Source organism: Sulfurimonas sp. RIFOXYD2_FULL_34_21 (assembly GCF_001830805.1).
Lineage (GTDB): Bacteria > Campylobacterota > Campylobacteria > Campylobacterales > Sulfurimonadaceae > Sulfurimonas.
On the sequence record NZ_MICH01000015.1, the window covers coordinates 279737 to 293018 of the forward strand.

Below are 13282 nucleotides of genomic sequence, written 5' to 3' on the forward strand. Positions count from 1 at the left end.
AATTATTAGATAAAATACATCCATGGAAAATAAATTAAATAAAAGAGAGCGTTATAAAGCTCAATTAAAACCGATTGATTATTACAAAGATTTCGATAATATAGATTTTGAAAGTCTTGCAGAGGGTGATAGATACTATCTTCAAGATTTCGGAATATTTAATACGGATTTTTTAGAAGATGAGTTTACAATCCGTATTCGTATTCCAGGCGGAAAAGTTAGCGCAGAACAATTCCAAAGCATTGCCGACATAGTTGAAGAGTACGATTTAACTATTATTTTAACTGCAAGAGCGGGTATTCAGCTCCACGGAGTTGAAGCAGAAAATGTTTTACAGATACATAAACGTATAAATGCTCTAGGCGTATCTACATGGCAAAGCTTTGGAGATAACGTAAGAAATATAGTTACGGATCCTTATGACGGATGCGGAGAGTATGCACAGATAGAATCATATCCAATTGTTATGGCTATGCATGATTATATTATAAAAAACCCTCGCTATGTAGGAATGTTACCACGACGTGTATCGATAGGTATATCAGGCAACCGTTCTAATGTAACTTCTTTTTTTGCAAACGACATATACTTTGCACTTGCTAAAAAAAATAATATTTTTGGTTTTAACGTCTATATGGGCGGCAAAAATACAGAAGTTGCAAAAAGTGCAGATATCTTTTTAACTAAAGATGAGGTGTTTGATTTTTTCAAAGCATTTATTGAAGCATTTTATCTTCACGGTTCTCGCTTTTCTAGAGCTAAGACCAGAATTTTTCATATGATTGAAGAGATTGGTATGGATGGGTTAAAAGCTCATATTCAAAAAGAATATAAAAAAGAGTTTGAGCCAGAAGGAGAACTTATTTTAGAAAAAGCGGAATTTGCTGAATTTCATAAACTAAAAGACGGCGGTTTCGGCTTTTGCTATCAAACAGATTTCTCAAGACTAACTACAAAAGAGATAAAAGAGATTTCCTCTTTTGCTACAAAAAATGCAGCTGAGATTCGCTTTGGAATTGATCAAAATATCTATATACTAGGTTTAAAAGAACCGTCTTGCTTGCTTAAATCACCTGCAATTAGTGACACGATTGTGGCATGTGCAGGCAACTTATGCCCTTACGCCGTTTGGAGCATAAAAGATGAGACTTCATATCTGCCCTTAGATAAGATAAACGAACACCGTATTCAAGTCGGATTTTCAGGTTGTGCCAAAGGTTGCGGAAGACATAGACATGCAGACATTGGCTTAATAGGTCTAAAAACAAATAACTTTGGAGATACTGAAGGCGGAGCTAGAATTTTTCTAGGAGCAGAACACTCTGAGGGAAAATCAGTCGGACGACAGCTCTTTTCAATGGTACCGTTTGTTCATCTAAATAGCGTTGTCTCTTTGGCTATTACACTATTTGAACTTAGTGGATATAGTGATTTTGAAGAGTACGCTTCAAAAGTATTAAACAACTACTCTGAAGAGTTTATCTCTTTATGGTTTTTGGCAAATCTTGAAACAAAACAAACTCTAAAGCTTGAACAACGCGACGGAATAGGAACTTTTGAGTATGAAAAAGCGTTGCTTCAAAAAGAGTTTAACGGACTTGATTTTTGGGCACATGTAGAAGATAATTTTTTTGATGCAATTAGCTACTTATCCAAAAAGCTTTGGACTATAGAGGGAGAAGACCCTCATTACAAACCAAAAATAGAGAGAACTAATTTTCGTTAAAAGAGAGTCGGTATCCGACTCCTTTTATGTTTTGTATCAGTTTCTTTGATGTTTTTGCGCGAAGCCTTCTTATAAAAGTTCTAACTCTCTCATCACTCGCATCAGCACTCCACAAATGCTCTTTAATCAAAGTATCATCAATAATTCTATTTTGGTTATCCATTAAAAGAGACAAAAATTTTATCTCATTTTTTGAAAGCGGAACATATCTGTCATTTTTATATAGAGAGTTTGTAGTTTTGTTAAACATAAAACCTTCGCTTAATTTTAACAGCTTATTTCCCAATTTTGACGTAATACTCTCAATATACTCCAACAACTCTTCCGTATCAAAGGGTTTTAAAAAATATTTTGTAATACCTATATCTATTGCACTAAATAGCTTCTCTTTTTCGCTAAAAGCACTAAGTATTATAATTGGCGTATCAGAATTAATCTCTTTTAATCTCTTAGCCATTTCAAGTCCTGAAAGACGAGGCATCATAATGTCGGTTATTACGATATCAGGCTTTATTTTTTTAAATAGCTCGATACCTTCTAAACCATCTGCGGCAATAGTAAAACTATGAAAATTATCGCCGATTGCTTCTTTTAAAAGACGTGCTAGGTTCTCTTCATCTTCTACAAGTAAAATTTTCAGCTCTTTTAGTACTCTATTTTTCATGCTTATCCAATGGAATTTTTATACTAAACGTTGTTGTATTTTTTTTACTTTTTACATCAAGAGTTCCGTTTAATCCCTGTTCGCAAATCATTTTCGACATAAAAAGCCCCAATCCCGTACCGCGACTTTTATGTTTTGTCGTAAAATACGGCTCAAAAATCTTTTCTATATTCTCTTTTGATATTCCGCCTGCATTATCATGTACTTCTATAACAGCAAAATCTCTCTCTTTTTTAGTAGTTATATTTATTTCACGCAAAAGAATACTATTGTGTATAAATGCATCTTTTGAGTTGTTAATCAAATTAATAATTACCTGAGTAAGCTCATTTGTTATTCCAAGAACTTTTATATCATTAAATTCTGTCTTTATGATTATCATCTCGTCATTTATTACACTCTCTAATAGACCTATGGACTCCCTTATACTCTCACTAATATTAAAGTAGTATTTCTCTTTATCGGGTGAGAAAAAGTTTGTAAAATCATCTATGGTCTCAGACATGTTTTTTATAATGTTTTTGCTCTCATCATAAAATTTTGTTACATTATCAGCCTGTTCGTTTTGCAAAGCTTTTTTAATATTAAACATGGCAAGGCTAAGCTCAGTAAGCGGCTGTCTCCACTGATGAGCAATATTTGCAAGCATTTGACCAAGACTTGCATGTCGAGACTGCCAAAACATGACACGCTGTTTATCTTCATTTTTTGCTATCTCATCACGTACACGTTTTTCAAGAGTTTGGTTTAATTCTTGAAGCTCTTTTGTCTGTTCCTGAACCCTTTTTTCCAGACTTTTGTTTAGCTCCTCATACTCTCTCTCTTTTTTTAAAAGTTCTTCTCTTAGGGCTACCTCTTTTGTCACATCATACCTGATTGCTACAAACTCAACTATATTTTCATTTTTATCAAGTATTGGAATAATTGTAGTATTTACATAAAAAGTCGTACCGTTTTTTGCTAGATTTTTAACAGTATCTTTAAATATATTTTTATGTTTTATAGTTTCCCAAAGATATTTAAATTTCTCATCATCAACATCCGGATGTCTAACAATATTGTGATTTTGTCCAATAAGCTCATCTTTTGTGTAGCCGCTGATATTGCAAAACTCATCATTAACAAAAGTGATTATCCCATTAACGTCGGTTTTAGAAATTATATTACTCTTTTCAATGGCTTCTTTATACTGTTTTAACATGTAGCACTACTTTAACTCGCTCCAATTATTTCCAATATTTATGCTCGATTTTAGAGGGACGTTTAGCTGAGTTATGTTCTCCATAATATCTTTAAACCTTTTGCCTAAAACTTCCGCCTCACTTTCATCTACTTCAAATATAAGCTCATCGTGAATTTGCAAAAGCATTTTTGCATTTAGATTTTCATCTTCTATAATTTTATGGATTTTATTCATACTTAGTTTTATAAGATCAGAAGCACTTCCCTGAAATACGCTGTTAACAGACTCTCTCTCATAAGCAGCTTTAAACATCGGTGAAGCATTCTCGTAGTCAAAATATCTACGGCGTTTTAACAAAGTCTCAACATAACCAGCCTCTTTTGAAAAATCTACAATAGAGCGAAAGTATGCTCTGACTGTAGGAAAACTATTAAAATATTTCTCTATAATCTCTTTTGCCTCTTTTGTCGTAATACCTAGCGTATCAGAGAGTTTTTTCTGTCCCATTCCATAAAGAAGCCCAAAGTTTACAGTTTTAGCTACGTTTCTTTTTTGCGCTGCTTCTTCTTGCCCAAAAAGAGCAATCGCTGTTTGCATATGAATATCTCTGTCATGTTTGAATGCGTCAACCAAAACTTTGTCCTGCGTAAAATGTGCAAGAAGTCTTAACTCTATTTGAGAGTAGTCTATACCTATAAGTTTTTTACCTTTTCCTGCTACAAAAGCCTCTCTTATCTTTGCACCAAGAGGCGTTCTTGTAGGAATATTTTGTAAATTTGGATTTTTTGAGCTAAGACGCCCGGTTGCTGTTCCAGTTTGAACAAAAGAGGTATGTATGCGGCTATCTTTATCTTCACGGCTTAATTTTAAAAGCGGCTCTATGTATGTAGAGAAGAGTTTGTAAGTCTCACGATATTCTAAAAGAAGAGGAACTATCTCGTGCGAATCTTTCAATGAACTAAGAACTTTTTCATCCGTTGAATATCCTGTTTTTGTCTTTTTTCCAACCGGAAGGTTTAATTTTTCAAAAAGTACGGCACCGAGCTGTTGCGTAGAGTTAATATTAAACTCACCGCCTGCCAAAGCGTAGATATCTTTAGTCAAGCTACCTAAACTCTCTTTTACTTCAACAAGAAATTTTTCTAAAAATTTGCCATTTACTTCTATACCGCTTTTTTCCATCTTTAAAAGTGTATTTATAAAAGGAAATTCTACTTCTCTTGCCTCATCTATAAGATGTTTTGCATCTTGAAGTTCTAACATATTTAAAAATTGGTAGTAGAGTTTTAATGTAACAAATGCATCTTCAGCTGCATATTTGCAAGCATCTTCAAGCTCTACACTAGCAAAAGTTTCACCTTTTTTTACGGTATCTTTATAGGAGAGCATTTTATGGCTTAAGAGCTTGTCTGAGAGTTTATCAAGAGATAGCGCACTCTCAGGATTTATAAGCCAAGCAAGTATCATAGAGTCTGCAAAAATCTCAAAACTATCATCTTCTAAAAATCTGGTTACAAAATGCAAATCAAATTTTATATTATGTCCTACAACACGAGAATTAAATATTTTTCTAATTGCAGTTTTAGCATCATCTGAACTTATCTGTTCGCTTACACCAAGATAAAAGTGAGATACAGGGATATAATAAGCCTCAATATTATTAAAACAAAAGCTAAAGCCTACAAGAGAGTCTTTTTCATAATCAAGTCCCGTAGTTTCCGTATCAAAAGCTACAATACTCTCTTTTGTCAAAGAACTCAAAACTACATGTAACTCTTTTACATCCGTTATAAGAGTTGCTTTAAAGTCTAACTTCTTATTTTTTTCCATTTCTACTTCTACTTTTTTGAGTGCTTCATGATGAACTTCCTCAGCAACTATATTTTTTGCATGAAGTGTTCTTAAAATTGCATTTTGTTCGTATTTTACAAGCTCATCATAAATATTTAAAAACGGATGTTCAACGTCCATCTTATACTCTTCAAAATCAAAGTTCTCTAGCGCATCATGCCTCAAAGTAACTAACTCTTTTGACATGTAAGCGGCATCTTTTGAATCAATCAGCTTTTTCTTGATGCCTGCTGGTTTTACATCATCTATATTTGCGTAAATATTATCTAAACTACCGTGTTCAATTAAGAGTTTTTCTGCCCCGACTTTACCTATGCCCTTTACACCGGGGATATTATCAGCAGAGTCACCAATTATTGCCTGATAATCTATAAACTGCTTTGGTGTGATACCGTATTTTTCAAAACATGCCTCTTCATCCATAGTTTTTTTCTTAACAGCATCAACTAAAACTACTTTACCATCGTCTATAAGCTGAAACAAATCCTTATCATGAGAGACAACTCTTACATTGTAACCCTTTTCTTTAGCAAAATGTACAACGGTTGCTATCATATCATCGGCTTCATACCCTGTACGTCCTAGAGTTTTATACCCCATCTTATCTATCCACTCTATTGCGATTGGAAGTTGCATAATCAACTCTTCAGGAGGAGGCGTTCTGTGTGCTTTATAATTAGGGTCGATCTCATTTCTAAAGCTGTTGCCTTTGGTATCTATAGCAAAAATTATATAATCGCTGTCATGTTGTTTTTGCAAAGTAGAGATAAAATTCGTAAAACCTGTTAAAAGTCCGGTAGGAAAGCCATCTTTATTTTTAAGATATTGCGGAAGTGCGTAAAAACTGCGAAAGAAAAAACCAAATGTGTCTATTATCGTAACTGTTTTGCTCATTTTTTAATTTATCCATATATTTATTTAATTTCTTTTTAATATTTATTATATCGAGTTAAATATAAAATCTATTTGGTATGGCACTCGGTTAATGTTTTTTCAGCTCTGGCTATGTAGTCGTAGCCATTGTAGATTGTGTATGAACCGTAAATTATAACGGCAAAAGAGGAGAGACTCATCATCATATTCCTAAAACTTGTTGCACTTGATAAAGAGGTTAAAAAACCAAGCCCGAACATAGCGGGAATTGTGCTTATTCCAAATATAGCCATTACCAAAGCACCGTAAAGTGGGCTTGCGGTACTTGCGGCAGTTATAGCGAAAAAGTAAACGAACCCGCACGGCAAAAGACCGTTTAACATACCCAGAACAAAAAAACTAAAATTTGATTTTGAGTTTAATATATTTTTAAAAGCATTTTTATACATTGAAGATGATGAGAAAGAGTGTTCTATAAGAGTTAAAAATTTTATTTTCCCCATTAGTGACAATCCTGCAAGAACCATAGCAATTCCTGCTACTATAAGAAGCATACCGTTTGCAGTATTGTTAAAAGTCACTACACCGCCAAGTGTTCCAAAAACTGCACCCAAAATAGAGTATGTAAAGACTCTTCCAAACGAGTAGAGCAGATGTGCCGCACTTTGTGACACTTTAGAGCTTTTTGGTTCTATTTTTATTGTCGAATATGCTAAAACAATTCCTCCGCACATTCCTATACAGTGTCCGAACGAGCCTAAAAATGCGATGCTAATTATGCTTATAATATTTACTGTTTCCATATATATCTATTAATATCCCAAAAGTTGTTTTTTTATTGATGGATTTCGCAGAGTTTCACCTCTTAACATTCTTAGACGCATTGTATCAAAATCAACATATTCATCAGATTTTTTTTCATACGCGCCAAAGCCGTATCCCATAGCTGTTTTATCTCTGAGCGAGTAAAATGCCTCTCGTGCATCTATCCATCTCTTTGTGTCTCTGCTCATAACCCAGATTTTTGCACTATCTTTAAACTCTTTATCTTCAAGCCATTTTACCAATCCGCCGTTATCATGAAAAAACCAACTTTTTCCGCTTTTTATAATTACTTGAGAAGCATCCTGTAAATCATTAATAACCATTCCACAGTCACTGTCTTGAAAAACGCCGCTCTTCATATCAATAGGCAGCTGCTTAATATTTCCATCTTTTACTACAATCATCTTTTTCGATGAGGAGAGAGATAAAAAAAGCGTTACAACTATTACTATAAAAATAGATATTACCAAAATAGGAACAATTTTTTTTGTCATAATAAATAAAACCTTTTGTTTTTAATAATAAAACATAGTAATTTACACAAAATTATATAGTATATAAAAATATTTTTTTGTATATAAAATAGACTATCTACATGTATATAAACATTATTTTACATTATATTTATTACATTAACATTAGAGTTATCTTCTTTTTTTGCCTTTACCTAAATCATCATATAATAAAAATTTTTCCAAATCTTTTTTTATATCTGAGTTTAGAGTATCCCAAATCTTTTTTTTGCTCTCATATCTAGGCAAATCCTCTTCCTTGCTTTTTATCAAATCACGTATAAGATAGTGATAACGTACTATCTGTTTTGTATAATCACTTATAAAAAACCAGTTTTTAATTATTTGATAACTTTTTTCTTCATGGTCACTAAAGCTGTATTCGCCAAATTCCATATCTTCGGCATCTTTTTTATAAGCACAAAACGGTTTGCCGATATCATGTAAAAGTCCTGCGGCAAAAAATTTAAAATCCCCTGCTTTTAAGATATTGTACGTAACTCTAAGAGTGTGTATCAATACACCATGCTGATGCCACTTGTTTTGAATAAAAAAAAGAGACTTTAAGAATTCTTTGGAAAAAAAAGTATTATTTGTTAAATTCACATGTACTCTTTAGCCATAGGATGACATACTTCAACGGTCTCTTTTAAATCCTGTTTTTGTATATGTGTATAAATTTGCGTAGTTAAGAGAGAAGCATGCCCTAACAGCTCTTGCACTACACGCAAATCAGCTCCGCCTCTTATAAGTGAAGTAGCGTATGAATGGCGAATAACATGCGGAGATACTCCTAAATATTTCTGAGTTATTTTATATGCCGATATTCGACTTAATTTTCCGCCCTTGTAGTTAAACCAAACAAAATCTTTTTGACTTTTTACTTCATTTAGGTAATCATCCACCGCTTTTTTTGCAACATGTGCTATTGGGATTATGCGCTCTTTTTCACCTTTTGCATGTCTTACATAGAGCCATTCACCATCTATATCTTCTCTTCTTAGAGCCAGACATTCACTTATTCTAGTACCGGTAGCATATAAAAAAAGTATTAAAGCGTAATCGCGAAGACCGTATATCGTAGTTTTGTCTATTTGTTTAAGTGAGCTTTGTATCTCACTGTATGAGAGAAATTTTGGAAGCAGTTTTGGAACTTTTGAAAATTTGAGTCTATTTTTTTCATTCATAAACTGGTTTTTATAACAAAAGTCAAAAAAAGCATTAACCGAGGAGAGTTTTCTATTTAGAGTTCTTCTGTTTTTATATATAGCTAATGCAGAAAATAGAGATGCAGAATCTAACTCTATCAAAGATTTATTAAGAGTTTTTTCAAGAGAGTATAAATCGCTTTTATAAGCTTGAATACTTTTTTTACTAAGAGCTTTTATAACAGTTATATACTCTATAAAAGCTTCAAGCTCGTTTGACATCACTACTCTACCGAGATATATCTGTCATCCACAAAAAAGATTTTGTCGTTTATAAATACGTAACCGTCTTCTACATCTGCTTCATAAACACTGTATTTTGATAAATCTTTTGAAATCTCTATTATATAGCCTTCTTTTTCTAGTACATACAATTTATCGTTATTTATTATCATTCCTAAAAAGTGGGCAAACGGGAATTTCAGTTTTGCATTTTGCTGAAGCTCAGGTGTCAGAGATATGATTTCTCCCTGCTTAGTTGCTACAAATATCTCTTTTTCACTCTCTAAAATAGTTCTAATATCATAAGCCAATCTAATCTCTTTTTGAGCTAAAGAGAGTATTTTATGCCCTGTTGCAGCAATTATCTTGTTATCTACAAGTCCAAAATATATAATATTGTTAAAGTTTGCTTCACCGCTGACAATTACGGTTCTTAGCTTCTTTTTCATTTTTAAGCTGATAATAACAACTTTACCGTCAAGTGTAGAGAAAAGAACTAAATCATCTCTAAAGTATGGTTTTACAATTTTAGAATTAACGGCAATTGGCGCATCGCCTTGTTCTTTCAATAGTATAGCTTTACTCTCTATCGAGTAAAGTGCCATCTCATTATCCGCAAACAAAACTGCCAATATATCACCCTGCGAACTGGCTGTAGCAATAGTTTTCTTTAGACTAAACTTCTCTACTTTTTTACTACCTGCAGATATAAGTGTTAAGTCACCCTCAATATTTGAGCTAATTACCCATCCATCACTATATCCAAGAAGTCTGTCGTTTTGTGGAATTTTCACATCTAAGATGTTATTTTTGACGACTACCTTTTGATCTTCTACTAATGCAGCATCTGGCGAAATATCTTTAATTGTATATTTACTGCTCCCTGTAGCTTTCCAATTTCCAACAACATCTGATGGTTCATACACCTTTTTAGAACTACATGCACTGAAGATAAGCGTCATAAATGATAAAAGGATAATTGATAAATACTTCAAAATATTACTTTATTCCGTAGTGCATAAGTGCAGCAACAAGTTTATTTAATGAAGATTCTTTGGAAATCATAGAGAGTTTATTTCTCGCTTCATCTATTTTATTTTCATTCAAAAGAATGACTGCACTTTGCACAAGTGCCAAATCTTTAAATATTGCATCTTGCTTTGAAGCGTAACTTTCAAGCGAAGCGGCGTCAGTAGCCAACTCATACTTTACCAAATCATTTAAAATTAACGCATCCGTATTTTTCAAGCTCTTTAGTAGCTCTAAATCTTTATTTGCAACAGCTTGAGAGAATATCCAAACATCATAAAGATTTGGACTTAACATTTTTAACTCACTAAGTGCATCTGCATTTTTTGAATCTTTTTGTAGTTTAAGAAGAGCTACATTTGCAGCTGTAATTTTGCTGTTTTCATTTGCACTGTATGCTAAGTTTGCACCTACAACCAAAACTATTGCAACCACGGAGGCTATCATAATATTTTTATATTTTTTAACGAACTTTTCAGTCATTACCGCTTTTTCAAAAAACTTCTCTTCGGAGTTTAACTCCTCTTTTACCATACTGATATTATCTTTTAAGCTCAAAAACATTCCCTCATTTATCTATATAATTATTAAAAGTTCAAAATAATATCGCATAGTTTGTTAAAGTTTCATCAAATAGATAGATTTTTTTTGTTACAATCTTAAAAAATTATTGTATTAGGATTATTATATGCAAGTAGATGACGCGCTATTGACAAAATTGGAAAAACTATCATTTTTAAAAGTTTCAGAGGATAAAAGAGAAGAAATTATAAATCAACTTTCTGAAATAGTCAGTTTTGTAGATAATTTAAGTGAATTAAATACGGATAATGTGGACGACAAATTTGCTATGAGTGATGAAGCAACCTTTGCAAGAGAAGACGTCGCATTTTGCGATACTCAAATAAACGACAGCATTCTTAAAAATGCACCGCAGAGTGCAGATCACTTTTTTATAGTTCCTAAAATTATTGAATAACGCTCTTTATTATGAATAGTGAAACAAAACAGCCGATTGATATTAAAAAATTGTTAAAGAGTGTTTTACACTTCAACTCTTCAGATTTGCACCTTGTTCCGGGAAGTGAACCGCAAATAAGAATCGATAAGTCATTAAAACCTTTAAATCTTCCGGTTTTAACCGCCAAAGAAGTCGAAGAGATGGCTTATGCACTTATAGTGGACAAGCAAAAAAAGATATTTGAAGATAAAAACGAACTTGATTTTTCATTTGAGTTAGAAGATATTGGTCGTTTTCGTGCAAACTACTATCGAACGATAGCCGGTATTGCTTGTGCTTTTCGTATGATTCCAATAGAGATACCGCCACTTGCAAAATTTAATAATAATCCTATATTTAAAGAGCTAGTCAAAAAAGAGAAAGGATTAATTCTTGTAACAGGACCTACCGGAAGCGGAAAGTCAACAACTCTTGCATCAATGTTACATGAAATAAATCTAACAAAAAGCAAGCATATTATTACCATAGAAGACCCCGTTGAGTTTATACACACAAATATAAAATCTCTTTTTTCTCAGAGAGAAGTAGGAGCAAATACGGAATCGTTTGCAACAGCTTTAAAATTTGCTCTAAGACAAGACCCTGATGTTATACTAATCGGGGAGATGAGAGATAAAGAGACAATTGAAGCAGCACTAACCGCTGCCGAGACCGGTCATATAGTTTTTGCGACACTACACACAAATTCGGCGCCTTCAACAATAAACCGTATTATTGATGTTTTTGATGCAGGAGAGCAGTCTCAAGTAAGAGCACAGCTTGCATCTTCGCTTATTAGTGTAGTTTCGCAATCACTCATGCCCAAAATAGGCGGCGGCGTAGTTGCAACGCAAGAGGTGCTTATAACAAACCCTGCTATTCAAAATCTAATTAGAGAAGATAAAATTCATCAAATTTACTCTCAAATGCAATTAAACCAAAACGAGACAAGCATGACTACTCAAAATGATCAGCTTTTGACTCTGCTGAGAAAAAATATTATAACAAAAGAAACTGCAATAGCCAGTTCAAACAGACCTGAAGAGTTTTTAAGAGTACTTAGTAATTTATAATAAAATGAGAACTCAATATGATGTTGTTATTATTGGAGCAGGTATCAACGGCGTTGCAATTGCAAAAGAGCTGGCAGCAGTTGGCAAAACCGTACTTGTACTTGAAAAAAACCGTATTGCATACGGGGCTTCATCTCACTCATCAAGACTAATACACGGTGGACTTCGTTATCTTGAACATTTTGAGTTTGCTCTTGTAAGAGAAGCTCTGCGTGATCAAAAATATCTACTAGAGACCTATACGGATTTAGTCAAACTTTGCAGTTTTTATCTCCCTATATATCAAAATTCCAAACGCCCTATATGGATGATACGTTTTGGATTATGGCTTTACAGTTTTTTTGCAAAGCACGGACAAAAGGCATCTGCAGTATCAATAAAAGATTTTACTAAAGAGTTTAAGTACATTAAAGAAGATAATTTAAAAGCGGTTTTTAGATACTTTGATGCAAAAACGGATGATTATGCCCTTACAAATAAAATAGCGCAACAAGCTAAAGATAACAAAGTAGAAATAGTTGAAGAGACAGAAATAAAAACACTTTTTTTAGACAATAACATAATCAGATTGACAACAGATAAAGGGGTAGTTGAAACAAACCTGCTTATCAATGCAGCAGGAGCATGGATTGATGAGATAAATACAAAATTTAATCTGCCTTCATCATATACTATAGAAAAACTCAGCGGTATTCATATTGTCATAGATAAAGTTCTGGTTCCAAATCCGCTTATATTAGAAACAACAAGCAAACGTGTATTTTTTATTATTCCACAAGCAGATACAACTCTTATAGGTACAACCGAGCGAAGCGAAGAGTCAAAAATAGACGATATAAAAATAAATAATGAAGATATAGAGTATCTGCTTAAAGAGAGCAACAGATATCTAAAAACTGAGTTAAAAAGAAAAGATATAAAAGATGTATATATCGGCGTAAGACCTCTTATAAAAAGCCAAAAAGACCCAACTCGTATGTCTAGAGAGTATAAACTGGATTTGCATTATATCGGACAAAATAAGATATTACATGTATATGGCGGAAAGCTTACGACTTTTCCTTCTTTAGCAAAAAAAGCAGTTGAAATGTTGACAAAAAATGGTTGATAAAAATA

The 13282-nt window shown here is 33.1% G+C and carries 13 protein-coding genes; 4 read left to right on the forward strand and 9 right to left on the reverse strand.

Translation table 11 applies throughout. The annotated features are described in order from the left end of the window. Positions 1 to 22 precede the first annotated feature (22 nt). The gene (locus A2530_RS11485; RefSeq protein WP_294885239.1) at positions 23 to 1726 is read left to right on the forward strand and encodes a nitrite/sulfite reductase; all 1704 of its coding nucleotides are present in this window, start codon (positions 23 to 25) and stop codon (positions 1724 to 1726) included. Here the strand turns inward: A2530_RS11485 and A2530_RS11490 are convergent. From A2530_RS11490 to A2530_RS11530, 9 genes are all read right to left on the reverse strand, one after another. After that, on the reverse strand, positions 1713 to 2390 hold the full coding sequence (locus tag A2530_RS11490; RefSeq protein ID WP_294885238.1) for a response regulator transcription factor: 678 nt from the start codon (positions 2388 to 2390) through the stop codon (positions 1713 to 1715). The two genes, A2530_RS11485 and A2530_RS11490, sit on opposite strands and share 14 nt — an antisense overlap. Next, entirely contained in the window at positions 2380 to 3591 is a 1212-nt protein-coding gene (locus A2530_RS11495) for a PAS domain-containing sensor histidine kinase (protein WP_294885237.1), read from the reverse strand. The genes A2530_RS11490 and A2530_RS11495 overlap by 11 nt, the downstream gene beginning before the upstream one ends. A 6-nt stretch (positions 3592 to 3597) precedes the next feature. Beyond that, positions 3598 to 6318 (reverse strand): DNA polymerase I, encoded by a 2721-nt coding sequence (polA, locus tag A2530_RS11500; protein WP_294885236.1) that lies wholly within the window; start codon positions 6316 to 6318, stop codon positions 3598 to 3600. A gap of 68 nt (positions 6319 to 6386) precedes the next feature. Further along, complete coding sequence (locus A2530_RS11505; RefSeq protein ID WP_294885235.1) at positions 6387 to 7100, reverse strand: sulfite exporter TauE/SafE family protein; 714 nt, start codon at positions 7098 to 7100, stop codon at positions 6387 to 6389. A gap of 9 nt (positions 7101 to 7109) precedes the next feature. Beyond that, positions 7110 to 7616, reverse strand: coding sequence for a hypothetical protein (locus A2530_RS11510; RefSeq protein ID WP_294885234.1), 507 nt, complete (start codon positions 7614 to 7616; stop codon positions 7110 to 7112). A gap of 150 nt (positions 7617 to 7766) precedes the next feature. Next, the gene (locus A2530_RS11515; RefSeq protein WP_294885233.1) at positions 7767 to 8240 is read right to left on the reverse strand and encodes an HD domain-containing protein; all 474 of its coding nucleotides are present in this window, start codon (positions 8238 to 8240) and stop codon (positions 7767 to 7769) included. Continuing rightward, positions 8237 to 9064 carry a tyrosine-type recombinase/integrase gene (locus tag A2530_RS11520; protein ID WP_294885232.1) on the reverse strand — a complete coding sequence of 276 codons (828 nt, stop codon included), beginning with the start codon at positions 9062 to 9064 and terminating at the stop codon, positions 8237 to 8239. The genes A2530_RS11515 and A2530_RS11520 overlap by 4 nt, the downstream gene beginning before the upstream one ends. Before the next feature lie 2 nt (positions 9065 to 9066). Next, positions 9067 to 10059: a hypothetical protein gene (locus tag A2530_RS11525; RefSeq protein ID WP_294885231.1), complete on the reverse strand. Its 993-nt coding sequence runs from the start codon at positions 10057 to 10059 to the stop codon at positions 9067 to 9069. Positions 10060 to 10063: 4 nt separating this feature from the next. After that, a complete protein-coding gene (locus A2530_RS11530; protein WP_294891534.1) occupies positions 10064 to 10651 on the reverse strand; it encodes a hypothetical protein in 588 nt (195 codons plus the stop codon). A gap of 130 nt (positions 10652 to 10781) precedes the next feature. Between A2530_RS11530 and gatC the strand changes: the two genes are divergently transcribed. From gatC to A2530_RS11545, 3 genes are read left to right on the forward strand one after another with little or no spacing between them, the layout of a single operon-like run. Further along, entirely contained in the window at positions 10782 to 11072 is a 291-nt protein-coding gene (gene gatC / locus A2530_RS11535; RefSeq protein ID WP_294885229.1) for an Asp-tRNA(Asn)/Glu-tRNA(Gln) amidotransferase subunit GatC, read from the forward strand. Between the two features lie 11 nt (positions 11073 to 11083). Beyond that, positions 11084 to 12166 carry a type IV pilus twitching motility protein PilT gene (locus A2530_RS11540; protein WP_294885228.1) on the forward strand — a complete coding sequence of 361 codons (1083 nt, stop codon included), beginning with the start codon at positions 11084 to 11086 and terminating at the stop codon, positions 12164 to 12166. Between the two features lie 4 nt (positions 12167 to 12170). After that, positions 12171 to 13274: a glycerol-3-phosphate dehydrogenase/oxidase gene (locus tag A2530_RS11545; protein ID WP_294885227.1), complete on the forward strand. Its 1104-nt coding sequence runs from the start codon at positions 12171 to 12173 to the stop codon at positions 13272 to 13274. Positions 13275 to 13282 lie beyond the last annotated feature (8 nt).